Raw genomic sequence first — 23,191 nt, 5'->3', positions numbered from 1 at the left:
CCGCCGATCGGCGGCAGGGTGACCAATCCGGATTCCCGCTCGTGGCGAAACACCGGTGTCAACACCACGACACCTCCCAAACGAATGAGAGCACATCATGCGCACCAAGAACCGCAAGTTCATCGCCGGCATCGCGCTGGCTGCTGCGGCGGCCTTCCCGCTCGCAGCCTGCTCGTCGTCGGACAGTGACGGCGGCTCCAGCACGTCGGCTCCCAAGGCACTGGCCTCGATCGACGGCCTGACGGGCGAGAGCACCGCGATCCTCCTCGACCAGGGCTTCGTCGACGCACTGACATCGCTCAAGCTCACACCCGGTGTGGTCGGCACCGCCGCCCTCACCGAGGGCTCCCTGGTCTTCCCGATCACGGGCGGCAACGTCACGTACTTCAAGCCCGGCACGGTGTCCCCGTACGTGATCGGCCAGATCCAGCACGAAGGTTCGGGCCTGTCGCTCACCGCTGGTGACACCAAGGTCGAGCTGACCAACTTCAACGTCGACCCGGGCGTCTCCCGCGTCTACGGCGACGTGTCGGTCAACGGCAAGGTTGCTGCCACGAGCGCGTTCCTGTTCCAGCTCAACGGAACCACGCTGAAGCCGCTCCAGAGCGAGGGCGACACCGCCATCCTCGAGGGCACCAAGGTCTTCATCTCGCCGGTCGCAGCTGACCTGCTGAACAAGACCTTCGGCACCGACGCCGTGACCAAGGATCTCCTGGTCGGCATCGCGAAGATCACCGTCAACACCACCTCCAGCTGACGGCCATCATCTCCCGGTAGGGAGCAACAACCGCTGTGGGCACGCCTCCTCTCATCCGAGGGCGTGCCCACAGCGCTGTGACCTCCAGGGCGTGCCTAGACCGCCTGGTGGGCGTCGGCGACGGCGCGGGCCTCGTCGCGAAGAGCCTGGACGACGAACCGTACGGATGGCCGCTCGAACCGGTCGGGCCGCAGCAGCGCCGAGATCTCGCGCTTCGCCCGGATGCCGACCAGCGGACGGGTGACCAGCCCGTTGCCATGCTCACGAGTCGTGAAGCGGGGCAGGATCGCGATGCCGTGACCAGCGGCGACCATCGACTCGACGATGCCGTTGTCGGCAATGCGTTGGGCAATGCGTACGGGCTCACCCGTCGACGCGACCACCTGGCTCAGCACCCGGTCGAACGGGAAGTCGTGGGGCGCACCGATCCACGTCTCGCCGACGACGTCCTTGGGCGACAGGCTCGCCTTGGAGGCCAGCCGGTGGTCCTCGGGCAGCGCCACGTCGAGCGGCTCGCTCATGAGGGGTATGACCTGCAGCCCGCGATCATGCCAAGACGCCGACGTCGTGGGGGAGTCGGCGATCACGACGTCATAGTCAGGGGTCAGGTCGGCGAACTCGAGCTTGGTGAGGTCAAGGTCATTGCAGACGAGATTGATGTGCGGCTCGTCCGCGAGGCGGGTGAGCAAACCAGGCAGCAGCATCTCTCCACCGGTGGCAAATGTCGTGAGCGTGACGTCGCCGGCAGGCTGCTCCATGAACTCACGCCACTCCGCCTCGGCCTTGGCGACAGCCACCGCGATGTCGGTCGCCGTCTGGGCCAGGGCGCGACCCGCCGCGGTCAGTGCGACGCCGCGTCCGGAGGGTTCGAGAAGCGCCACTCCGGCCTCCTTTTCCAGCACTTTCAGCTGCTGTGACACCGCTGACGGGGTGACTCCTGTCACGTCCGCGACGGCACCCACGGTGCCCCTCTCGGCCAATTCACGCAGGAGCTCGAGCCTTTTCATGTCCATGTAGCCAGTCTACACATTACGTGTAGTTTTCTTAGATTGTGCTTGACGGTTTGGCGACTCATACTTGAGGTACGCAGTCACCCAGCCTTTGAAGGAGGCCAGCAATGATCATCACCGCAATCAGCGCCATCGTCATCGCCGTGATCGGAGTTGGCGGCACCGTTCACTCCGTCTCGCACGACGGCTTCGGTCGCATCCCGACGCAGATCCGCTGAACCACGTCAGCCAGCAAGGAGCCGGTCATCCCAGCAGGGTGGCCGGCTTCTTCATGTCCTACGAGATCGCCGCGGCGATGCGCTCGACCATCGAGATGTCCGATGTCGTCGGCACCAGGTGCACCTCGTCGGCGCCGATCTCCTCAAGCTGCTTCAGGACCGCGAGCAGCTCGTCCTCGGTCCCGGCGAACCCCGCGGTCGGAGCCAGGGCGTCGACCAGGTCTGCCGGCAGCCAGTTCATGTAGTGCCGCAGGTGGCGGTGCATCTGGTCACGCGCGCCACCCACGCCGTCATCGAGGGCAACCCAGAACGACGTGGTGAGCCGCGGAGCCGTACGACCTGCCTCCCGCCATGCCGTGCGAGCCACGTCGAACAGCGTCTCGGCGCGCGCCAGGTCGAGGTCGAGCTCAAACCCAGCGAGTCCATCGGCCCAGACGGCAGCGCTCCGGATCGTCCTGGGCCCGGTGCTGCCGACGAGGAGCTCCGGGCCACCGGGCTGCACCGGCCGCGGACCCACGGGACGCACGGCCTCGGTGACCTTCTCCCCCGCCCAGACGCGCTTCATGACGGCGACGCGCTCGGCCATGCCGGCCATCGTCCTGGTCGACAGCTCGGCACCGACGGCGCGGTAGTCCTCGTCACGACCGCCCACACCGAATCCCGCCGTCAACCGCCCCTTGCTCAGCCGGTCGCCGGTGGCCAGCGCCTTGGCCAGCATCACGGGCTCGTGCAGCTGCGGGACGATCACGGTCGTCACGATGCGTACGCGATCGGTCCACGCCGCGACCGCGCCCAGCAACGTCAGCGTCTCGGGGTTGTCGAACGCCATCCGTTCGCCGAAGCACAGCGACGAGAACGGTCCGGCATCGATCGCCTGCGACCATTCCTCGAGGGTGTCGGGGCCGAGGTCCGGCTCCATGATCGGCAACGTCATCCCCACCTGCATGAGGGACATGCTGACAGATAGCGTCGCTCGGGTGAGCACGATCGGCTTCGACCTCGACATGACTCTCATAGATTCGCGGCCCGGAATCCGTGCGGTGTATGAGGAGCTCGTCCGCGAGAGCGGCGCGCCGATCGACGTCGATCTCGTGGTCTCACGGCTCGGTCCGCCGATCGAGGTCGAGCTGGCCAACTGGGTGCCGGGCGACGAGGTCGACCGGTGGTCCGACCGCTACCGCGAGCTCTACCCCGAAATCGCGCTGCCGCTGATCACGGCGCTTCCCGGAGCGTACGAGTCGCTGGACGCCGTACGGCAGCGTGGCCGCGCCATCATCATCACCGCCAAGCATGGGCCCAACGCGCAGCTGCACATCGACCGCCTCGAGCTGCCGGCCGATGCCGTGTTCGGCCGCGTGTGGCGAGCCGGCAAGGCCACGGTGCTGACCGAGCAGGGTGCCACGACGTACGTGGGCGATCACGTGCACGACATGGAGGCAGCGACCCTCGCCGGGGTGACCGGCATCGGGGTCGCCACAGGTCCCAGCTCGGCCGACGAGCTCCACGATGCGGGAGCGGACGTCGTGCTCACGACCCTCGAACGCTTCCCGGACTGGCTGTCCTCCCAGCCGATGTGACCCTCCCGACACGGCTGCCGCGAGGAGTTCACTTGTCTTTGCACCACCTCCGGCGGATACTTAAGTTACTACCCAGTAGCAACACTGCTGCGCGCCGCGCGGCCCACACAAGGAATGGCGTCAATGAGCCACTACAAGAGCAACCTCCGCGACACCGAGTTCAACCTGTTTGAGCTCTTCAACCGCCAGGAGATCCTCGGGACCGCCCCGTTCGACGAGGTCGACCTCGACACGGCCAAGAGCATCATCAGCGAGATCGAGCGCATCTCTCGCGAAGACCTGGCCGCCTCGTTCGACGACTCGGACCGCAACCCCCCGATCTATGACCCGGCCGAGAAGACCGTCGTCATGCCCGACTCGTTCAAGAAGTCCTACAAGGCCTGGATGGATGCCGAGTGGTGGCGCCTGGCCCTTCCCGAGGAGCTCGGTGGACAGCGTTCGCCGGCCTCGCTCGTATGGTCGACCGCGGAGTACGTCCTCGGCGCCAACCCCGCCATCTGGATGTTCGCCTGCGGCCCCGCGTTCGCCCGCATCGTGTTCGAGAACGGCATCGAGCGTGACAAGAAGATCGCCCAGCACATGGTCGATCGCCAGTGGGGCGCGACGATGGTCCTCACCGAGCCCGACGCCGGATCCGACGTCGGCGCCGGTCGCACCAAGGCGACGATGAATGAAGATGGCTCGTGGAACATCGAGGGCGTCAAGCGCTTCATCACCTCGGCCGAGCACGACATGGCCGAAAACATCATGCACCTGGTCCTCGCCCGCCCCGTGGGCGTCGAGGGTGTCGGCGGACCCGGCACCAAGGGCCTCAGCCTCTTCCTCGTGCCGAAGTTCCACTTCGACCACGAGACCGGCGAGCTGACGGGTGAGCGCAACGGCGCCTACGTCACCAACGTCGAGAAGAAGATGGGCATCAAGGTCTCCACGACCTGCGAGGTCACGTTCGGCGACGGTGCACCGGCCCAGGGCTGGCTGCTCGGCGAGGTTCACGACGGCATCAACCAGATGTTCCGCGTCATCGAGAACGCCCGCATGATGGTCGGCTCCAAGGCCATCGCGACGCTGTCGACCGGCTACCTCAACGCGCTCGACTACGCCAAGGAGCGCGTCCAGGGTGCTGACCTGACGCAGGCCAACGACAAGGCGGCGCCGCGCGTCGTCATCACCAACCATCCCGACGTACGTCGCTCGCTACTGACGCAGAAGGCGTTCGCCGAGGGCCTGCGTTCGCTGATGATCTACACCTCGACCTTCCAGGACAACATCCTGATCAAGGAGTCGACGGGTGAGGACGCTTCGCTCGATGAGGCCATCAACGACCTGCTGCTCCCGATCGTCAAGGGCTACGGCTCCGAGCGCTCGTGGGTGCTGCTGGGCACCGAGTCGCTGCAGACGTTCGGCGGATCAGGCTTCCTGCAGGACTACCCGATCGAGCAGTACGTCCGCGACGCCAAGATCGACACGCTGTACGAAGGCACCACCGCGATCCAGGGCATGGACCTGTTCTTCCGCAAGATCGTCAAGAACAAGGGCCAGGCGCTCGGATTCCTCAGCAACGAGGTCCAGCAGTTCGTCGAGAGCGAGGCCGGCAACGGTCGCCTGAAGGTCGAGCGCGAGCTGCTCGCCAAGGCCCTCGAGGACGCACAGGCCATCGTGGGTGCCGCGTTCGCCGATCTCATGTCGTCCAACCCGGCCGACGAGAACGGTGACATCAAGAAGATCTACAAGGTCGGCCTCAACACGACGCGCCTCGTTTACGTGCTGGGTGACCTGGTCGTCGCGTGGCTGCTGCTGCGCGGCGCCGAGGTGGCGCTCGAGAAGCTCGGTGGCGAGGTTTCCGCCGCCGACAAGAGCTTCTACGAGGGCAAGGTCGCGGCCGCGAGCTTCTTCGCCCGCAACGTCCTCCCGCTGATGGCGGGCGAGCGTGCGATCGCCGAGAACATCGACGACTCGATCATGGAGCTCGACATCGCCAGCTTCTAGCGGACACAACGAAGGCCCCCACCCTCGGTGGGGGCTTTCGTCTGCCCGGCGTGGGAAGGTGACTGCGTGAAACCGACGAGTCCGCTCTGGTACGTCGCCGCGCTCTTCATCGCGCTCGGTGCCGCGGTCATCGCGATCACGGTCGCGGCCAGCGCGTGGGACCCCGTGCGCGAGGCGACCGTACGGCCGATCGCCGAACGCTTCGACGGCACCGGCAAGAGCGTCGCCGTGTTCACCGACATCGTGCAGCCCGAGCGCGACGTGACGTGCCGCGCCACCGGGCCGGGCAAGAAGGTCACCGAGATCCCGCCCCTCGACACGCCCGCGCAACGCCTGGAGATCACCGTCACCAACGGCACGGACGAGTGGCACCTCATCGGCATGCTCACCAAGGGCGACAAGGACCAGCTCATCACGTGCACGCCGAAGGACCGGCGGGTCGACGACGCGACCTACACGTACGCCGCGGTCGAGGGCTATGCCTCGAAGGGCAACGTCGCGCAGGGCGTCTCGGCCATCGGCACGGCGCTCGGCCTCGGGCTCGCCGCGTGGACGTTTTGGTGTCGCCGCAAGAAGCGGCTCGAAGCGCCGTAGGGTGTGGCCCCATGAGCTGGAAAACCACAGACATCCCAGACCTGACCGGCAAGCGCGCCGTCGTCACTGGAGTCACCGGAGGGTTGGGCCTCCACACCGCGATCGAGCTGGCGCGCCATGGAGCATACCTCGCCGTCACGGCCCGCAACCCCCAGAAGGCCGAGGAGGCCGTCGCGCGCATCCAGGGCGACGTCCCGGGTGCCACGGTCGATGTCGTGGCGCTCGACCTCGCGGACCTGGCTGACGTGAAGCGCGCTGCCGACGAGATCGCCGCGTACGGCAAGGTCGACATCCTGGTCAACAACGCCGGGATCATGTTCCCGCCCAAGCCGTCCACGACGGTCGACGGCTACGAGCTGCAGATGGGCACCAACCACCTCGGCCACTTCGCCCTCACCGCGCACCTGTGGCCGTTGCTCGTGACGTCGCACGCGCGGATCGTGTCGGTGTCGTCCAACATGCACAAGGCCACGAGCGGCATCGACCTGCGTACGTTCACCACCCCCGAGGGATCGCCCCGCCGCTACAAACGGACCCAGGCGTACGCGGAGTCCAAGGTCGCCAACCTGCTCTTCGCCAACGAGCTCGACCGCCGGGTCAAGGCAGCCGGCATCGATGTCGTCAGCGTCAGCGCGCACCCGGGGTATGCGTCCACCAACATCACCAAGACCGGACCGTCGGTGGGTGGCAACTCGCTGCAGGCGACCGGGATGCACCAGGTCTCCAAGGTCATCGCGCAGTCCGCGGCCGCCGGCGCGTGGCCGCTCCTGATGGCCGCGACGGACCCGTCGTTGAAGGGCGGCGAGTACGTCGGTCCGGGCGGCCCCGGTCAGTGGCGCGGGCGACCCAAGCTGGTCGGGATGTCACGGACCGCACGCGACACCCACCTCGCGAACGCCCTCTGGGCAGCGTCAGAAAGCGCTGCCGGGGTCGAGTTCACCGTCTGACCGGCCGACGTGGGATGGCCCACAAACGGTGGGGTTGGCCGTCAGGTTGACGTAACGTCGAATGCCTGATGATTCGAGACATGACGCACAGCGACTTCGACACGATCGTCCACCTCAACCAGAACGCCCTTGAAGGGGTCGGCCCACTCGACAACGAGAGTCTCTCGTTGCTCGTGAAGATGGCCGACCAGGCCCTCGTGGTCGACCACGGCGACGGCGACATCGCCGGCTTCGTCATCACGGTCCCACCGGGCGCCGAGTACGACTCGAGCCGCTACCGCTGGTTCGAGGACCAGCTGGTCGACGACTACGTCTACCTCGACCGCATCGTCGTCGCCGAGGAGCACCGGCGCGAAGGCGTCGCCTCGACGTTGTACGACGAGATCGAGGCAGACCTGCCGATCGCGCTGGAGGTCTACGAGACCAACGACGTCTCGCTGGCGTTCCACGAGAGCCGCGGCTTCGAGGAGATCGGCGCACTCGACCACAACGGCAAGACCAACCTCATGCTGGTCCGTGAACCAGAAGCCGACGAGTCCGTCGCCTGACCCCAGCCGAGCTCCGCGATGTGTTGCCCTGATGGCGTCATCCGGCCGCGGTGACGCCATGGGTGTCACACATCGCGGGGCACCGGCCTAGAACTCGGGTGTACGGCCGTACGCCTCGGGTTCTTCGCGCATGATCTTGGCCCGCACCCGGACGCGGTAACGCCAGATCTGCACGAGACCGATGCCCCACAGCACGTACTGGAACGACATCGCCCAGCGGAACGCCGAGGGCGTGTATGCGGCGCTGGCACCGGGCGTACGCCAGTCGAGGATCAGGCCGATCGCGACGACGAGGACGAGGCTGGCGAAGAACCCGCCCTGGTTGATGATGCCGATCGCGGCACCCATGCGGTGCACCGGATTGAACGAGCGACCGAAGTCGAAGCCGATCATCGACGCCGGACCGCCGACGCCGACCGCGAGCATCAGCAGGACCAGCAGCCAGAACGGCGCATCGCCGCGCCAGGTGAGGACGATCGTCCACATCACGACGATCGCTCCGACGATCGAGAGCACCAGCGTCGACCGGTGCCAAGGATGACGGGTGATGAACCATGCCAGCGCCGGGCCCGCTGCCATGACCGCGACGACCAGGATCGTCAGTAGCGCCCCGGCCTGGCCCGACGAGAGGTTCTCGCCGCGTACGAAGAACGGGTAGCCCCACAGCAGGCCAAGCGTGGTGGCGCTGAACTGTGTCGTGAAGTGCGTCCACAGCCCGAGACGGGTGCCGGGATGCTCCCAGGACTCACCGAGGCTGCGCCGGATCGTGGTCAGCGACATCGGCGGTCCTGAGGCCGAACGCTCGTCGGGCGAGTCGCGGATGAACGCCAGCAGCGCCACCAGCAGGACGATGCCGAGCGAAGCCGCCAGCAGGTACGCCTTGGTCCACCCCAGCTCCCGCAGCGCCAGCGTCATCGGGACCGCGGCGATGATGCCGCCCAGCTGCCCCAGCACGCCTGTCATCTGCGTGACGAGCGGGATGCGACGCGGCGCAAACCACGTGTTGACCAGCCGGAGCACGCACACGAAGATCATCGCGTCGCCCATCCCGACGAAGAGCCGGGCGAGGAGCGCCACCGCGTACGTGTCGGCGACGGCGAACAGGCTCTGCGCCGCCGTGAGCGTCAGCAGTCCCGTGAGCATGATCCGGCGCGACCCGAACCGATCGAGCACGAGCCCCACCGGGATCTGCATCAGCGTGTAGACCAGCAGCTGCAGCATCGTGAACGACGACAGCTGAGCCGCCGAGATGTCGAAGCGCTCCGTCGCAGCGAGGCCCGCGACCGCCAGAGACGACCGGTGGAACACCGCGAGCAGGTAGACCAGCAGACCCACGACCCATACGGCCACCGCACCGGGCGATGAGCGGATCTGGGTCACCCGTCAAGACTAGTGAGCCCCGGCGGCGCCCGTTCGTCGGCGCTTGGCCTAGAACGTGAGCGCCACCGCTGGATCGTGCAGGATCGCTGCGACATCGGCGAGGAAGCGTGATCCCTGCTCGCCGTCGACCAGGCGGTGGTCGAAGCTCAGCGCCAGCGTCGTGACCCAGCGCGCGACGATCTCGTCGTCGTCGCCGACCCACGGGCGCTTGTTGATCGCACCGACGGCCAGGATGCCGGCTTCGCCCGGGTTGAGGATCGGGGTGCCGGCATCGATGCCGAAGACACCGATGTTGGTGATCGTGAACGATCCGCCCGCCATCTGCGCCGGCTGCGTCTTGCCGTCACGCGCCGTCGTGATGAGCTCACCGAACGCCCGGGCCAGCTCGAGCAGCGACATCGAGTCGGCGCCGACGACATTGGGAACCACGAGTCCGCGGGGAGTGGCGGCGGCGATGCCGAGGTTGACCGAGCCCTTCAGCACGATCTCCTGCGCTGCCTCGTCCCACGATGCGTTGAGCTCGGGGGTGCGCTTCATCGCCAGCAGCACAGCCTTGGCCACGATCAGCAGCGGCGAGACGCGTACGTCGGCGAACACCGGGTCCTTCTTGAGCTGCTTGACCAGCTGGACCGTCTTGCTGACGTCGACCGTCACCCATTCAGTGACGTGCGGTGCGGTGAACGCCGACGACACCATGGCCTCGGCGGTCATCTTGCGGACACCCTTGATCGGGATGCGTACGTCTCCGGCGCCGGACGGCTGTGGAGCCGGTGCTTGGGTGGAGGCGCGACCCGCAAAGGCCTCGACGTCTGCGCGGGTGATGATCTCGCCGGTGCTCGGCACGGCACCGAGGTCGATGCCGAGGTCCTTGGCCAGCTTGCGTACGGGCGGCTTGGCCAGGGCACGCAGCGGCTTGTGCTGCGCGACCTTCTCGGTGTCGACGGACGCCACGGCACCCTTGCGGGCGCGACGCTTGATCGACGAGGCGCGTGGCCCGTAGCCCACCAGCACCTTCTGACGCTCCTGCGGGGGTTCGGACGGCTCTGCCGCCGTGGCGGTGCCCTCCACCGCCGGAGCGCCGATGAACTCCGGCGTCGAGAAGTCGCTGGCGGTCGGGGCGGCAGCCTTGGGTGCGGCCGCGGCCTCGTCTGCGGAGGTGATGCGGATGATCGGGGTACCGACATCGACGGTCTGGCCCTCGGCGACGAGGAGCTCCTCGATCGTGCCTTCGTACGGGCTCGGCAGCTCGACGATCGACTTGGCGGTCTCGATGTCGACAATGATGTCGTTGACCTTGATGACGTCGCCGACCTTGACCTTCCAGGTGACGATCTCGGCCTCGGTCAGACCTTCGCCCACGTCGGGCAGCTTGAACTCACTCATCTCAGTACTCCAGCGAACGGTCGACGGCGTCGAGCACGCGGTCGAGTCCCGGCAGGAACTCTTCCTCGACGCGGCTCGGCGGATAGGGCAGGTCGTAGCCCGTCACGCGTTGCACGGGCGCCTCCAGGTGGTAGAAGCAGGTCTCGGTGATGCGCGCGGCGAGCTCGGCGCCGAGGCCGAGGGTCTGCGCGGCCTCGTGGACGACGACGGCGCGACCCGTCTTGCGCACGGACTCATAGACCGGGTCGAGGTCGAGCGGTGACAACGTACGCAGGTCGATGACCTCGAGGCTGACCCCGTCGTCGGCAGCGGCGGCGGCCGACTCCAGGCACGTCTTGACCATCGGACCGTACGCGATCAGCGTCGCGTCGGAGCCCTCGCTCAGGACGCGTGACTTGAGCAGCGGGTAGGGCTCGCCGTCGAGGTCGACCTCACCCTGGTCCCAGTAGCGGCGCTTGGGCTCCATGAACACGATCGGGTCGTCGCTGGCGATCGCCTGCTGGATCATCCAGTAGGCGTCGTTGGCGTTGGAGCAGGACACGACCTTGAGGCCCGCAGTGAGGGCGAACTGCGCCTCGGGGCTCTCGGAGTGGTGCTCGACTGCGCCGATGCCACCGCCGAACGGGATGCGGATGACGATCGGCATCTTGACCTTGCCCTGGCTGCGGAAGTGCAGCTTGGCGACCTGGTTGACGATCTGGTCGTACGCCGGGTAGACGAAGCCGTCGAACTGGATCTCCAGCACGGGGCGGTAGCCGCGCATCGCGAGGCCGACCGCCGTACCGAGAATGCCCTGCTCAGACAGCGGGGCATCGATGACCCGGCTCTCGCCGAAGTCCTTCTGGAGACCGTCGGTGACGCGGAAGACGCCACCGAGCCGGCCGACGTCCTCACCCATGATCATGACCTTGTCGTCGGCCTCCATGGCCGCGCGAAGTCCGGCGTTCAGGCCTTTTGAGAGGGGCATCTTGGTCATGCTGAGGTCCCTTCTGCTTCCACCACTCCTGATGGTTCGTCGCTTCGCTCGAAACTGTCTCTGAACCGGAGGTAGTCGTTCTTCTGCTCGAGCAGCTCAGGGGTTGCACCGTCGACGTAGACCTGGTCGAACAAGGCGGCCAGATCGGGTTCCGGCAGCGACTTGCACGTCTCGCGCAGGTGCTTGCCGAGCTCCTCGGCCTCTGCCTCGAGGTCGTCGAAGAACTGCTGCGGCGTGCCCTGCACCTGGAGGTAGCGCTTGACCCGCTCGATCGGGTCCTTGAGTCGCCACGTCTCGACCTCGGCGGCCTCGCGGTAGCGGGTCGGATCGTCGGAGGTCGTGTGCGCACCCATGCGGTAGGTGTAGGCCTCGATCAGGCTGGGGCCCTGGCCGTCACGGGCCTTCTGCAGCGCCTGCGTCGTGACGGCATGGCAGGCCAGCACATCGTTGCCATCGACGCGTACGCCGGTGAAGCCGAAACCGCTCGCACGCTGGGCGATGGGACCGCGGCTCTGGCGGTCGGTCGACGCCGAGATCGCGTACTGGTTGTTCTGGCAGAAGAACACGACCGGCGCGTTGAAGACCGCGGCCCAGTCGAGCGCCTCGTTGACGCTGCCCTGGCTGGTGGCGCCATCGCCGAAGTAGGCGATCACGGCGGCATCACGGTCGGGATCGTTGTGGCCGACCGCGTCATCGAGCGTCAGGCCCATGGCGTAGCCCGTCGCGTGAAGCGTCTGCGCGCCGATGATGATGCTGTAGAGCGCGAACCCGCGTTCGGCCGGATCCCAGCCACCGAGCTCGACGCCGCGGAACATGCCAAGGAGCAGCGCCGGGTCGACGCCACGTACGAGGGCGACACCGTGCTCGCGGTAGGTGGGGAAGGCGAAGTCCTGCTTGCGGAGCGCGCGACCCGAACCGATCTGCGCGGCTTCCTGACCCTGCGACGGCGCCCACAGTCCGAGCTCGCCGTGGCGCTGCAGCGCCTGGGCCTCGAAGTCCATCCGGCGCATGAGGAACAGGTCGCGGTAGAGGTCGCGGATGCTGTCGTCGTCGCCCTCGTAGGCGAAGTCGGGGTGGCTGACTCGCTCACCCTCGGGCGTCAGGAGCTGGACGAGCGGGAAGTCCCCCGCAGGATCGTCAGCCATGTAGGTGTCGGGCGTCGTCAAGCTCATGCCGCCGCCTCCGTAGAAAAACCACTGTACGGAGGAACGGCATGAGTGCCGTGCCCTTGGTTCGCTCGCTGGCGCTCGCTCATGCGTCTCCCTCAATCAACCGGCTGCGGGGTCTCCGCGCCGGAGTCGAAGCGGTGGAATCGTCGTGTCACAGGGGTGGTCGGACGGGCGGCGATCCCACGAGCGTGATCGGCATCACGCTTCCAGCGATCGTATCCCGCTGCCGGTGGGCGGACCAAACCGTGCAGGTCGGCCGCGAACGGGCGCGTGGAGGGCAGGCGAAGCATCGGCGTCCCGAAGGCGTACGGCCGAACCCGAGTCATGCGGTGCTCCTAGGTGTGCTCCCACCCGGGCACGACGATAGCGAGAGAAGAGCCCCCGCTGGAGGTCTTGGTCACGACTACCAACGAGTAGTTTTCTCAGCCGTGATCTACGAGCCACCCAGCGGCCAGCGAGACGAACTCGGCGTTGACTGCCGGATCGCCGACGCTGATGCGCACCCCGTCGCCCGCGAACGGTCGTACGGACACCGGGTCGCAGGCCGCTGCGAACTCCATCGCGTCGTCACCCAGCCGGAGCCAGACGAAGTTGCCCTGCGCCTCGGGCACGTCCCAGCCCTGGTCACGCAGCGCGGTCAGCATGGTCTCGCGCTCCTTGACGATCGACTCGACCCGAGCGCTGAGCTCAGCCTCGGAGTCGAGGGATGCGACGGCTGCGGCCTGGGCGAGGTCGGTGACGCTGAACGGCGCCGTCGCCTTGCGGATCGACTCCGCGACCGAAGGCTGGGCTATCGCGTAGCCGACTCTCAGACCCGCGAGCCCGTACGCCTTGGAGAATGTACGCAGCACGACGACGTTCTCGTGCTCGGCGAGGAGCGCCAGACCGTCCGCAGCCTCGGGGTCGCGGACGAACTCCACGTACGCCTCGTCGACCACCACGATGATCCCTGCCGGGACCTTGGCGAGGAACTCGACGAGGTCGGAATGCCTGACGATCGGGCCGGTGGGGTTGTTGGGCGTGCAGACGAGCACGACGCGGGTGCGCTCGGTGATGGCGTCCGCCATCGCGTCGAGGTCGTGGGTCGCGTCGGCGCGCAGCGGCACACGTACGGTCGTCGCACCCGTCAGGTCTGCCGCGATCGGATAGGCCTCGAACGAGCGCCACGCGTAGACGATCTCGTCGCCGGCCTCGCAGTGCGCGTTGAGAAGGGCGAAGAGCACGGCAACTGAGCCGGTGCCGGCGGCGAAGTGGTCGGGGCCCAGCGCAAACTTCTTGGCCAACGCGTCATAGAGCACCGTCATGCCGGCGTCGGGGTAGCGGTTGATGCGTCCCAGCTGCGTCGCGGCGCGCTCCATCACACCGGGCAGCGGACCGTACGGGTTCTCGTTGCTCGACAGCTTGAAGTTCTCGTCGGCGGCTGTCTTGCCCGGCTTGTAGAGCGGGATGTCATCCAGCGCCTTGCGCGAACGGGGACTGCTCATGCGAAGTGTCCTTTGACTCGCTCGCTCATGTCGCGACCTTATCCCTGCCCCGGTTTGAGCATTTCGCGCCCGTTCGCCCAGCGCCTTCACGCACGCCAATCATCCGGAAGGGCGGCCGCCAGGCGTTCCTGCCCCGCGACAACCATCTGGTGAAACTTCCGCCGCTCGTCCCTGGTGAACGTGGGCTGGTAGTCCCAGGCGACGTTCAGAATGTTCGTTCCGTGGAAGAGCTTGTCGAGCATCCGGTCGGCGTCGCGGCCGTGGAAGTCGAGAGGTCGCCCGATCGAGTAGGCGATGTCATCGAGCAGGCTCCAGCCGTTCCACAGGAGGTTCGCTGTGACCCTGTCCAGGGGACCAGCAGGGAGTTGTGGAACCTCGATGTCGATGTGGACTTCGTCCTCGGAGAAAACGGTCCCCGTCTCCGGCTTGATTGCTGCACCGCCGCTGAGGACTCGTGACGCCAGCTCAGTCGAATCGTCTGCGACGACAAGCGTTCCGCCGTCGACCCAGACGACGTCCGGTCCCTCATCGCGGACGAGATACGCGAGGCACCCGCGGCGGCCACAAAAATCGAACGTGACCGCCTGCACGAACGCGTCGGGCTCCAGCATGGGCTCGAGCCTGACATACACAGAGATCGTGCCGCTGACACAATCGGGGCGTGACGGCACGCAACCCCCGACTCGGCTACGTGCTGGTGCTGGTCGGCGCGGTGCTGTTCGGGCTCAACGGCGGTGTTTCGCGGGTCGCGATGTCGACCGAGCTCACGCCCGAGATGTTCACGTCGCTGCGCATCACCGGAGCGACCGTGGCGTTCGTGCTGTACGCCGCGCTCTTTCGCCGCTCGGCGCTGAGGCGTCCCGTCGGCACCCAGCTCCTGCTGATCATCGGGCTGGGCCTGGTCGGCGTCGTGGCGCTGCAGCTGACGTACAACGTGGCCATCACCCGGCTGCCGCTCGGCATCGCGCTGCTGATCGAGTACCTCGCGCCGGTGCTGGTCGTGCTGTGGGTGCGGTTCGTCCGCAAGGAGCAGGTGCACCCCCGGATGTGGCTCGCGGTCGCGCTCGCCATGGTCGGTCTGGCAGTCGTGAGCCGGGTGTGGAACGGGTTGACGTTCGACGGACTCGGCGTCGTCATGGCGCTGCTCGCGGCGGTCAGCTTCGCGGCGTACTTCCTGATCGCCGAGCACAACGTCGGCATCGACGACCCGCTGCGCGTCATTCTGTGGGCGTTCATCGTGGCGGCGGTCGTGATGAATCTCGTCCAGCCCGTGTGGGAGTCGCCCGGCCTCGGTGGCACGACCAGCATGCTCGGACGGCTCGACGACGTCTCCGCGCCACCGTGGCTGGTGCTCGGCTGGGTCGTGCTGCTCGGCACGGTCGCACCGTTCTTCCTGCAGATGGTCGCGCTGCGCCACATACCGGCGACGATCGTCACGGTTGTGGCGATGCTGGAGCCCGTCATCGCCAATATCCTCGGGTGGGCGTGGTTCCGCGAGTCGCTGACCCCGGTGCAGGTGCTGGGCGCGGTCGCGGTGCTGGCCGGCATCGTGATGGCGCAGACGGCGCGAAGCACCGCGCCGTCCGTGCTGCCGCCGCAATGAGCGGTCTTCGCCTCCGGTGGTGCAACAATCGGGCATGCCCAAGTTCTTGACCACCTGGATCCTCAGCTCGGCCGCACTGGCCATCGCCGCCGGACTGCTCGGCGAGCACATGAACATCGGAGAGGGCGACAGCACCGCGGCCCGCGTCATCTCGATCGCGATCGTCGGCGCCATCTTCGCGGTCATCAACACGTTCGTCGCACCGGTCATCAAGACCCTCTCGCTGCCGTTCATCATCATCACCCTCGGCTTCGCTCTGCTGGTCATCAACGCCCTGCTCCTGCTCCTCACGGAGTGGCTCACCGACAAGCTCGACGTGTCGTACTTCGAGATCGACGGCTTCTGGTGGGCCGTCCTCGGCGCGGTCGTGATCTCGCTGGTCAACGTCGTGCTGGGGATGTTCTTCAAGAAGAAGTGACAGGCCCCTACCGCGTCGCCGTGGTCTGCCTCGGCAACATCTGCCGCTCCCCCATGGCCCACGTCGTGCTCGACGCCAAGCTGCGCAGCGCGGGACTCGACGACCGGGTCGAGGTCGTGTCGTCCGGTACGGGTGGCTGGCACCAGGGCGAGCCGATGGACCCGCGTGCCGCTGCCGTGCTGAGCGCCGCGGGCTACGACCCGACGCGACACCGCGCACGTACGTTCAGCACCGACTGGTTCGCCGAGAACGACCTGCTGCTCGCGATGGACCACAGCAACCGGGCCGACATGAGCGACCAGGCGCCGACCGTCGCGGAGCAGGCCCGCGTACGCATGTTCCGCGAGTTCGACCCCCAGGCCACCGAGAGCGACGACGAGGTGCCCGATCCCTGGTACGGCGGCGAGGCGGGGTTCGCCGCCGTGCTGGAGATGATCGAGCGCACCGCAGACCACCTCGTGGACCAGCTCCCCGACCTCATGGAGTCCTGAGTCTCCGATCTCGCGAACGGGCCACCATCTCCCGGGGTAACGTCGTGGACATGGCACGCATGACGGGAACCGCCGCACGGGCGGAAGCTCTCCTCGGTCAGGGTGTCGTCTCCACCACCTCCGTCGCGGGCGGCGACATCTGCACGTCGACACGGCTGCGGCTCACCGACGGCCACAACGCGATCATCAAGACCCGGCCCCAGGCTCCCGCGCAGATGTTCATCCGTGAGGCCGACGGGCTGCGCTGGCTCGCCGAGGCCGGTGGAGCGCGCGTGCCCGAGGTCCTCGCCGTCGCCGAGGACTGCCTGATCCTCGCCTGGGTCGAGCAGGGCAAACCCACCCCCGACGCCGCCGAGCGGTTCGGCCGCGACCTCGCCGCCACCCACCAGGCCGGTGCTCCGACCTTCGGCGCCGAGACCGACGGGTTCATCGGCCTCGCACCCCTGCCCAACCGTCCGCTGCCCACGTGGCCGGAGTTCTTCGCGTCGCGGAGGGTCATGCCGTACGTACGCGCCGCCGTCGACCGTGAGGCGCTGACGCTCGAAGAGGCCGAGACGATCGAGGCCGCGATGCGCCGCATCCACGAGTTCGCCGCCGACGACGAGCCACCTGCGCGCATCCACGGCGACCTGTGGTCCGGCAACATCGTCTGGGGCGCCGACGGCAACATCTGGCTGATCGACGCCGCCGCGCACGGCGGACATCGCGAGACCGATCTCGCGATGCTCGCCCTGTTCGGGGCTCCGCACCTGCAACGCATGCTCGACGCGTACGACGAGGCCGCGCCGCTTGCCGACGGGTGGCGTGCTCGCCTTCCCCTCCACCAGCTGCACCCGCTGCTCGTGCACGCCGTGATGTTCGGCGGCACGTACGGCGCCCGCGCTGCCTCCGCCGCCCAGTCGCTGCTGGACGGCAGCGCATCCGAAGCCGCCCGCGGCTGAGCGTGAGCGTCCCACGGCGTAGCCGTCATACTGCGAGGCGTGGTGAGATCACAAGGCGACGCAATGACGCCTGACTCAGCCAAACCTCAGGCATGACGGGCACACTGAGACCCATGCGAATTCTTGTCGTCGACGATGACCGCGCGGTGCGCGACTCGTTGCGCCGCTCGCTGGAGTTCAACGGCTACACGGTGGAGCTCGCATCCGACGGCGCCGAGGCCCTGGCCAAGGTGCCCCAGATCAACCCCGACGCGATCATCATGGACGTGATGATGCCCCGCCTCGACGGGCTCGAGGCGACCCGCGCCCTGCGCGGTGCCGGCAACGACGTACCCATCCTCGTGCTCACTGCCCGCGACGCCGTGTCCGACCGGGTCGACGGGCTCGACGCCGGCGCTGACGACTACCTCACCAAACCGTTCGCGCTCGAGGAGCTGCTCGCCCGCGTACGCTCGCTGCTCCGTCGCTCGAGCCGTGCCGCCGCCGTCGAGCCCGACGAGAAGCCGCTGGTGTTCGCCGACCTCTCTCTCGATCCCGTGACGCGCGACGTCACCCGCGGCGACCGTGCCCTGTCTCTGACCCGCACGGAGTTCGCCCTGCTCGAGCTGTTCCTGCAACGCCCCAAGCGCGTGCTCGAGCGTTCGTTCATCCTCGAAGAGGTGTGGGGCTTCGACTTCCCGACGACGGCCAACTCGCTCGAGGTCTATGTCGGGTACGTACGTCGCAAGCTCGAGGCCGAGGGCGAACCGCGACTGCTCCACACCGTGCGTGGCGTCGGATACGTCCTGCGCGAGACCCCACCGTGATCGAGCCGTTCCGCCGGCTCGTCCGACCGCTCACCTCCCGCATGTCGCTCGCGCTGCGCGTGGCGATCCTCACGACGCTGTCGGTGGCCGTGACGCTCGCGATGATCAGCGCGATCGTCTATGTGACCGTCGCTGCCGAGTTCAAGAGCTCGTTGGACGACTCGATGCTGCGCCGCGCCAACGACGCGGTGGCCGCCAACTACGTGCCCACCGAGAAGAACGACGCCGAGGACGCCCTGACCGGCGTCAAGGCGTTCGTCGTCCGTGGCGGCGAGTTGTTCGCCAAGGCCGCCGACAAGGACTTCCCGTTCGACCATCACGAGGTCGCTGTGTCGATCGGTACGCAAGAACGATCGATGCGCACCGTGAAGTACAACGGCGTCAGCTACCGGGTCGTGGCGGTCCGGGCAAGCCCCGGCGTCGCGCTGGTCCTCGCCCAGCCGATGGAGTCGATCGAGCGCGCACTCGACCGCCTCAAGGTCATCCTCCTGCTGAGCTCGGCCGTCGGCGTCGCCCTGGCCGGCATGGCCGGCTGGGCGGTCGCCGCCAACGGCCTGCGACCCGTGCGCCGCCTGACCGCGGCAACCGAACGTGTCGCCCGCACCCAGCAGCTCACTCCGATCTCCGTCAGCGGCAGTGACGAGCTCGCCCGGCTCACGACGTCGTTCAACTCGATGCTCCAAGCGCTCGACGCGTCACAGCACCGGCAACGCCAGCTCGTCGCCGATGCGGGTCACGAGCTGCGCACCCCGCTGACCAGCCTGCGTACCAACATCGAGCTGATCGGACAGGCAGCCGACAACGCCGAACGGTCGCTGTCGAGCGAGGAACGCCACGAGATCATGGGCGACGTCCGGTCGCAGCTGGAGGAGATGACGACCCTCGTCGGCGACCTCGTCGAGCTGGCCCGCGACGAGCCGATGCGCCGCGACCCCGAGCCTCTCGACTTCGCCGACGTCGTCACCCAGTCGGTCGACCGCGTACGACTGCGGGCCCCGGGCGTGACGTTCGACGTCGAGCTCGAGCCGTGGCTGGTGTTCGGGGAGTCGCAGCTCCTGGAGCGAGCCGTCACCAACCTGCTCGACAACGCCGCCAAGTGGAGCCCGAGCGGCAGCACCGTGCGCGTCCGCCTGACCGAGGGGGCGCTCACGGTAGCCGACCAGGGCCCCGGTATCGCTCCCGATGACCTGCCGCACGTGTTCGACCGCTTCTACCGCTCGAGCGAAGCCCGTACGCTGCCCGGCTCGGGACTCGGCCTGTCCATCGTGCGTCGCGCCGCTGACCGCCACGGCGGAACCGTCGACGCGGCGTCCGAATCGGGCGGCGGCACCCTCTTCACGTTCGTCCTGCCGGGTTCTGAGGAAGGCTGATTCTTTCGCCTCTCACACTCCGCCCTCAGCGCGGTTTCAGAAATAGGCGAGAATCTTGAACCATGAGTGAAACGCACGATCCTTTCGCCGACCGTCCGTACGTCCCGCCGACCGCGCGCGACGCCGACGAGCCGACCACCCCGACCGCTCCGACCACCCCGACCGCTCCGACCGCCCCGACCGCTCCTGCCGACACCGCACCCGAACCGGCAGACGAGGGGTGGCGTCCCCGGCGCAACGACCCCGCCGATCAGCCGGTGGAGACCACGGTCGCCGAGATCCCGGTCGCCGAGATCCCGGTCGCCGAGCCCGTCGTCCAGCCGTCCGAGCCGTCCGCCCCGGTGGCCGAGCCGATCGGCGCCGTGAGCGAGTCGGCCCCGGTGGCCGAGCCCGCTCCCTACACGCACCGATACAGCGAGGCTGAGCCCGCCATCGCGGCCGCGAGTGCCGAGGCCCCCGCAGCTCCGGTGGCTCCAGCGGCTCCAGCAGCTCAGACGGCGACCCCCACGCCGACCACGACATTCCCCGTGCCCGACTTCGGCGGCGACGAGCCCGCCACGCCGCTGTCCACGACCGGCGATGAGCCGCCCAGGCGCCGTGGCCGCAAGGTGGCCAGCGTCGTCGCGCTCGCGGCGCTCGCAGCCGGCGCGGGATTCGGCGGCGCCTATGCGTACGACACCCTCAACGACGACGACGGCACCGCCACGGTGAGCTCGCTCGACACCGGCAAGACGACCAGCACCAGCGTCCCGGCGAGCGCGGTCTCGAAGGTCGCCGAGAAGGTCTTGCCGTCCGTCGTCCAGATCAACGTCAAGGGCTCGAGCGAGTCCGGGTCGGGCACGGGCATCATCATCAGCAGCGACGGCAACATCCTCACCAACAACCACGTGGTCGAGGTCGCCGGTGACGACGGCACCCTGACCGTCGCATTCAACGACGGAAGCAACGCCACCGCCAAGATCGTCGGCACCGACCCGCTCACCGACCTCGCGGTCATCAAGGTGTCGGGCAAGACCGGCCTGACCCCGGCAGCGCTCGGCAGCTCGGCCAACCTGCGGGTCGGCCAGGAAGTCGTCGCGATCGGTTCGCCGTTCGGCCTCGAGAGCACCGTGACCAGTGGCATCATCTCGGCGCTCAACCGCCCCGTCACGTCGTCGTCGGCCACGGCCAACAGCCAGGCCACCACGTTCCCGGCGGTCCAGACCGATGCTGCGATCAACCCCGGCAACTCCGGCGGTCCACTCGTGGATCTCAGCGGCAACGTCGTGGCGATCAACTCGGCAATCCGCTCTGGCGCCTCGGCGGGTGAGGCCGGCTCGATCGGCCTCGGGTTCGCCATCCCGATCGACCTTGCCAAGAATGTCTCCAAGCAGCTGCTCGAGGGCAAGAAGGTCGCCCACGCCCGCATCGGCGTCAAGGTCGGCGCAGCCGTTTCCGAAGATGACATCACCGGCATCGGCGCTCTCGTCTCCGAGGTCACCAAGGGCGGTGCGGGCGAGAAGGCCGGCCTCAAGAAGGGCGACATCATCACGGCGGTCAACGGCCACCCGGTGGCGAGCAACGAGGCGCTCGTGGCATCCGTACGCGGCTACCAGCCGGGCGAGACCATCGAGGTCACCTACCAGCGTGACGGCAAGACCATCACCACGAAGGTCACTCTCGACTCCGACGGCGGCAAGCTCGAATAGAGCCTCACCGAGACGGCCGGCCGAAAGGTCGGCCGTTTCGCACGCCAAGATGGCCGATTTCCGCTCGTGGGTGTCGGTGCCGATCACTAGCGTGGGTACGTGAAGAACCGCGACCTCTCCCTGCCGGCGCTGCTGGTCACCGTCCTGCTCTGGGCTTCCGCCTTCGTCGGCATCCGCGCGATCGCCGACACGTTCTCCCCGGGCTCACTGACCCTGGGGCGGCTCGTCGCGGCCTCGATCGCGATGACCGTCATCGCCTGGCCCCGCCGCGAAGTGCTCCCGACCGGCAAGCCGCTCGGCATGATCGTGCTCTACGGCATCGTCTGGTTCGGTGCCTACAACGTCGCCCTCAACGCCGCCGAGCAAGACCTCGACGCTGGCACGACAGCCCTGATCGTCAACATCGGGCCCATCCTCATCGCGCTGATCGCGGGTGTCATCTTCAAGGAAGGCTTTCCCAAGCCTCTCCTCGCGGGCATGGCCGTGGCCTTCGCCGGTGTCGCCCTGATCGCCCTCAGCACGCAGGACTCGTCCGTCGAGACGGCCAGCACGATCGGAGTGGTCCTCTGCCTCGTCGCCGCTGTCTGCTATGCCATCGGCACGCTGAGCCAGAAGGTCGCGCTGCGCGACGTGTCACCCGTGATGTCGGTGTGGCTCGCCTGCCTGGTCGGGGTGGTCGTCTGCCTGCCGTTCGCACCCCAGCTCATCGACGAGCTGCGTGATGCATCCGCCGGCGACATCGGCTGGCTGGTGTTTCTCGGGGTCTTCCCGACCGCAATCGGCTTCAGCACCTGGGCCTACGCCCTCAAGCGCCTCTCCGCCGGCCAGGTCGCCTCGACGACCTACCTGGTCCCCGCAGTGGCCACGTTGATCTCGTGGGCCTACCTCGGCGAGATCCCGACGGCTCTGGCGTTCATCGGTGGCGGCCTGTGCCTGCTCGGTGTGACCATCACCCGTCTCAGGCGTCGCACTGCCGTGATCGAGGACCCGGCTGGACTCGAGCAGTCACACAGATGACGGGCCGTGGGCGCGCACAAGCGATCTGAAGGTCGACGCAGCACGCGCCTTCACCTCGGTGAGGTCACGATCGACGTACTGGTCGAACATCGCCATCCCCAATTCGAGCGCGTCCGACACGTAGGTCGCGAGCACGTCTGGAACGAGCCCGTCGCCCATTTCGCGGGTCCGCGCCTTGAGCGCGATGAGCTCGTCCGTCGCCTCACGAACCGCGACTGACGATCCGTTCTCCGCAAGAAGCGACCCGAGATCCATGGGCGGCGAGGCCGAGTCAGGATGGCTCTCCAACCAACGGATGCTGGCGGCCGGGCGGAGCGCGTAGAGGAACCGCTTGAGGCTGACCTCACCACCACCGCCATATCGCCCCCACTGATCCCGGCACACATGCGAGTAGTGGCGGCCGACGGCCGGGCGGTCTGCCACGGCCTCGACCATGTCGAGCAGCTCGGTCCTGAACTCCTCCGAACCGCGGTACACGTACGGCGATCGCAGCCACTCGACGACCACGGCGTTGCCCTTTACCGCGAGCTGGATCGCTTTGCGCAGGTCCCAGCCGTTGACGTCGACGATCTTGTCCAGCGGCGTCTCGATCACGTCACGATCCAGCCACGGCGAGAGATACGCGCGCTCAGATCGCAGGTAGATGAACCGGCAGTCATAGTCGCTGTCAGGAGACGGGAATCCCCACGCCCGGCTCCCGCTCTCAATCGCCCAGGTGATCGCGACCGACTCGGTCTCCTCGATTCGGTCGAGTCGACGATCGATTTCGGTCACGACGTCGCGGTCGAAGGCTTCGGGGATGGCGCGCACGCTGACACGCTATCGACC

Annotated in this window: 23 protein-coding genes; 14 read left to right on the top strand and 9 right to left on the bottom strand. The window is 67.7% G+C overall.

The features are described from left to right. Positions 1-97: 97 nt before the first annotated feature. Positions 98-757: a hypothetical protein gene (locus tag ABD683_RS09220; RefSeq protein ID WP_344769290.1), complete on the top strand. Its 660-nt coding sequence runs from the start codon at positions 98-100 to the stop codon at positions 755-757. Positions 758-852: 95 nt separating this feature from the next. Here the strand turns inward: ABD683_RS09220 and ABD683_RS09215 are convergent, their stop codons facing one another. Both ABD683_RS09215 and ABD683_RS09210 read right to left on the bottom strand, forming a co-directional pair. After that, positions 853-1,770, bottom strand: coding sequence for a LysR family transcriptional regulator (locus ABD683_RS09215; RefSeq protein ID WP_344769288.1), 918 nt, complete (start codon positions 1,768-1,770; stop codon positions 853-855). A 273-nt stretch (positions 1,771-2,043) separates the two neighbouring features. Next, entirely contained in the window at positions 2,044-2,940 is an 897-nt protein-coding gene (locus tag ABD683_RS09210; RefSeq protein WP_344769286.1) for an LLM class flavin-dependent oxidoreductase, read from the bottom strand. Positions 2,941-2,962: 22 nt separating this feature from the next. On the opposite strand from ABD683_RS09210, the gene ABD683_RS09205 reads away from it, so the two are divergent. The 5 genes from ABD683_RS09205 to ABD683_RS09185 all read left to right on the top strand — a co-directional run bounded on the left by ABD683_RS09205 (position 2,963) and on the right by ABD683_RS09185 (position 7,637). Beyond that, complete coding sequence (locus ABD683_RS09205) at positions 2,963-3,562, top strand: HAD family hydrolase (protein WP_344769284.1); 600 nt, start codon at positions 2,963-2,965, stop codon at positions 3,560-3,562. Positions 3,563-3,685: 123 nt separating this feature from the next. Then, the gene (locus tag ABD683_RS09200) at positions 3,686-5,548 is read left to right on the top strand and encodes an acyl-CoA dehydrogenase (RefSeq protein ID WP_344769282.1); all 1,863 of its coding nucleotides are present in this window, start codon (positions 3,686-3,688) and stop codon (positions 5,546-5,548) included. Between the two features lie 66 nt (positions 5,549-5,614). Further along, positions 5,615-6,142: a hypothetical protein gene (locus tag ABD683_RS09195; RefSeq protein ID WP_344769281.1), complete on the top strand. Its 528-nt coding sequence runs from the start codon at positions 5,615-5,617 to the stop codon at positions 6,140-6,142. 11 nt (positions 6,143-6,153) lie between these two features. After that, positions 6,154-7,089, top strand: a complete 936-nt coding sequence (locus ABD683_RS09190; protein ID WP_344769279.1) for an oxidoreductase — start codon at positions 6,154-6,156, stop codon at positions 7,087-7,089. An 80-nt stretch (positions 7,090-7,169) separates the two neighbouring features. After that, positions 7,170-7,637, top strand: coding sequence for a GNAT family N-acetyltransferase (locus ABD683_RS09185; protein WP_344769277.1), 468 nt, complete (start codon positions 7,170-7,172; stop codon positions 7,635-7,637). A gap of 87 nt (positions 7,638-7,724) precedes the next feature. On the opposite strand, the gene ABD683_RS09180 is transcribed toward ABD683_RS09185, so the two are convergent. The 6 genes from ABD683_RS09180 to ABD683_RS09155 all read right to left on the bottom strand — a co-directional run bounded on the left by ABD683_RS09180 (position 7,725) and on the right by ABD683_RS09155 (position 14,640). Beyond that, positions 7,725-9,017: an MFS transporter gene (locus ABD683_RS09180; RefSeq protein WP_344769275.1), complete on the bottom strand. Its 1,293-nt coding sequence runs from the start codon at positions 9,015-9,017 to the stop codon at positions 7,725-7,727. A 48-nt stretch (positions 9,018-9,065) separates the two neighbouring features. Beyond that, entirely contained in the window at positions 9,066-10,400 is a 1,335-nt protein-coding gene (locus tag ABD683_RS09175) for a dihydrolipoamide acetyltransferase family protein (RefSeq protein WP_344769274.1), read from the bottom strand. A 1-nt stretch (position 10,401) separates the two neighbouring features. Further along, on the bottom strand, positions 10,402-11,376 hold the full coding sequence (locus ABD683_RS09170) for an alpha-ketoacid dehydrogenase subunit beta (RefSeq protein WP_344769272.1): 975 nt from the start codon (positions 11,374-11,376) through the stop codon (positions 10,402-10,404). Then, positions 11,373-12,548, bottom strand: a complete 1,176-nt coding sequence (locus tag ABD683_RS09165) for a thiamine pyrophosphate-dependent dehydrogenase E1 component subunit alpha (RefSeq protein ID WP_344769270.1) — start codon at positions 12,546-12,548, stop codon at positions 11,373-11,375. Before ABD683_RS09165 ends, ABD683_RS09170 begins: the two co-directional genes overlap by 4 nt. A 419-nt stretch (positions 12,549-12,967) precedes the next feature. Continuing rightward, positions 12,968-14,029 (bottom strand): histidinol-phosphate transaminase, encoded by a 1,062-nt coding sequence (gene hisC, locus ABD683_RS09160; protein WP_344769268.1) that lies wholly within the window; start codon positions 14,027-14,029, stop codon positions 12,968-12,970. Positions 14,030-14,115: 86 nt separating this feature from the next. After that, on the bottom strand, positions 14,116-14,640 hold the full coding sequence (locus tag ABD683_RS09155; RefSeq protein WP_344769266.1) for a hypothetical protein: 525 nt from the start codon (positions 14,638-14,640) through the stop codon (positions 14,116-14,118). A 50-nt stretch (positions 14,641-14,690) separates the two neighbouring features. On the opposite strand from ABD683_RS09155, the gene ABD683_RS09150 reads away from it, so the two are divergent. The 8 genes from ABD683_RS09150 (at position 14,691) to ABD683_RS09115 (ending at position 22,363) form a co-directional block, all read left to right on the top strand. Continuing rightward, entirely contained in the window at positions 14,691-15,632 is a 942-nt protein-coding gene (locus tag ABD683_RS09150) for an EamA family transporter (protein WP_344769264.1), read from the top strand. Positions 15,633-15,666: 34 nt separating this feature from the next. After that, positions 15,667-16,050, top strand: a complete 384-nt coding sequence (locus ABD683_RS09145; protein ID WP_344769262.1) for a phage holin family protein — start codon at positions 15,667-15,669, stop codon at positions 16,048-16,050. Then, a complete protein-coding gene (locus ABD683_RS09140) occupies positions 16,047-16,541 on the top strand; it encodes a low molecular weight protein-tyrosine-phosphatase (protein WP_344769260.1) in 495 nt (164 codons plus the stop codon). Before ABD683_RS09145 ends, ABD683_RS09140 begins: the two co-directional genes overlap by 4 nt. A 50-nt stretch (positions 16,542-16,591) precedes the next feature. Beyond that, entirely contained in the window at positions 16,592-17,482 is an 891-nt protein-coding gene (locus tag ABD683_RS09135; RefSeq protein WP_344769258.1) for a fructosamine kinase family protein, read from the top strand. A gap of 113 nt (positions 17,483-17,595) precedes the next feature. Further along, a complete protein-coding gene (locus tag ABD683_RS09130; RefSeq protein ID WP_344769256.1) occupies positions 17,596-18,288 on the top strand; it encodes a response regulator transcription factor in 693 nt (230 codons plus the stop codon). After that, positions 18,285-19,658: a sensor histidine kinase gene (locus tag ABD683_RS09125; RefSeq protein ID WP_344769254.1), complete on the top strand. Its 1,374-nt coding sequence runs from the start codon at positions 18,285-18,287 to the stop codon at positions 19,656-19,658. Before ABD683_RS09130 ends, ABD683_RS09125 begins: the two co-directional genes overlap by 4 nt. A gap of 62 nt (positions 19,659-19,720) precedes the next feature. Then, the gene (locus ABD683_RS09120; RefSeq protein WP_344769252.1) at positions 19,721-21,346 is read left to right on the top strand and encodes a S1C family serine protease; all 1,626 of its coding nucleotides are present in this window, start codon (positions 19,721-19,723) and stop codon (positions 21,344-21,346) included. Positions 21,347-21,445: 99 nt separating this feature from the next. Beyond that, positions 21,446-22,363, top strand: a complete 918-nt coding sequence (locus tag ABD683_RS09115; RefSeq protein ID WP_344769250.1) for a DMT family transporter — start codon at positions 21,446-21,448, stop codon at positions 22,361-22,363. Here the strand turns inward: ABD683_RS09115 and ABD683_RS09110 are convergent. Next, positions 22,352-23,173, bottom strand: coding sequence for a nucleotidyltransferase domain-containing protein (locus ABD683_RS09110; protein WP_344769248.1), 822 nt, complete (start codon positions 23,171-23,173; stop codon positions 22,352-22,354). The two genes, ABD683_RS09115 and ABD683_RS09110, sit on opposite strands and share 12 nt — an antisense overlap. Positions 23,174-23,191: the final 18 nt, after the last annotated feature.

The organism is Aeromicrobium panaciterrae, from assembly GCF_039537165.1.
Lineage (GTDB): Bacteria > Actinomycetota > Actinomycetes > Propionibacteriales > Nocardioidaceae > Aeromicrobium > Aeromicrobium panaciterrae.
This window is presented reverse-complemented; position numbering and strand designations above follow the sequence as displayed.

Bases quoted from the DNA above. Each gene is read 5' to 3' on its own strand.
- ABD683_RS09220 (WP_344769290.1), top strand. From the start codon at position 98: ATGCGCACCAAGAACCGCAAGTTCATCGCCGGCATCGCGCTGGCTGCT.
- ABD683_RS09215 (WP_344769288.1), bottom strand. From the start codon at position 1,770: ATGGACATGAAAAGGCTCGAGCTCCTGCGTGAATTGGCCGAGAGGGGC.
- ABD683_RS09210 (WP_344769286.1), bottom strand. From the start codon at position 2,940: ATGTCCCTCATGCAGGTGGGGATGACGTTGCCGATCATGGAGCCGGAC.
- ABD683_RS09200 (WP_344769282.1), top strand. From the start codon at position 3,686: ATGAGCCACTACAAGAGCAACCTCCGCGACACCGAGTTCAACCTGTTT.
- ABD683_RS09190 (WP_344769279.1), top strand. From the start codon at position 6,154: ATGAGCTGGAAAACCACAGACATCCCAGACCTGACCGGCAAGCGCGCC.
- ABD683_RS09185 (WP_344769277.1), top strand. From the start codon at position 7,170: ATGACGCACAGCGACTTCGACACGATCGTCCACCTCAACCAGAACGCC.
- ABD683_RS09175 (WP_344769274.1), bottom strand. From the start codon at position 10,400: ATGAGTGAGTTCAAGCTGCCCGACGTGGGCGAAGGTCTGACCGAGGCC.
- ABD683_RS09170 (WP_344769272.1), bottom strand. From the start codon at position 11,376: ATGACCAAGATGCCCCTCTCAAAAGGCCTGAACGCCGGACTTCGCGCG.
- ABD683_RS09165 (WP_344769270.1), bottom strand. From the start codon at position 12,548: ATGAGCTTGACGACGCCCGACACCTACATGGCTGACGATCCTGCGGGG.
- hisC (WP_344769268.1), bottom strand. From the start codon at position 14,029: ATGAGCAGTCCCCGTTCGCGCAAGGCGCTGGATGACATCCCGCTCTAC.
- ABD683_RS09155 (WP_344769266.1), bottom strand. From the start codon at position 14,640: ATGCTGGAGCCCGACGCGTTCGTGCAGGCGGTCACGTTCGATTTTTGT.
- ABD683_RS09145 (WP_344769262.1), top strand. From the start codon at position 15,667: ATGCCCAAGTTCTTGACCACCTGGATCCTCAGCTCGGCCGCACTGGCC.
- ABD683_RS09135 (WP_344769258.1), top strand. From the start codon at position 16,592: ATGGCACGCATGACGGGAACCGCCGCACGGGCGGAAGCTCTCCTCGGT.
- ABD683_RS09130 (WP_344769256.1), top strand. From the start codon at position 17,596: ATGCGAATTCTTGTCGTCGACGATGACCGCGCGGTGCGCGACTCGTTG.
- ABD683_RS09120 (WP_344769252.1), top strand. From the start codon at position 19,721: ATGAGTGAAACGCACGATCCTTTCGCCGACCGTCCGTACGTCCCGCCG.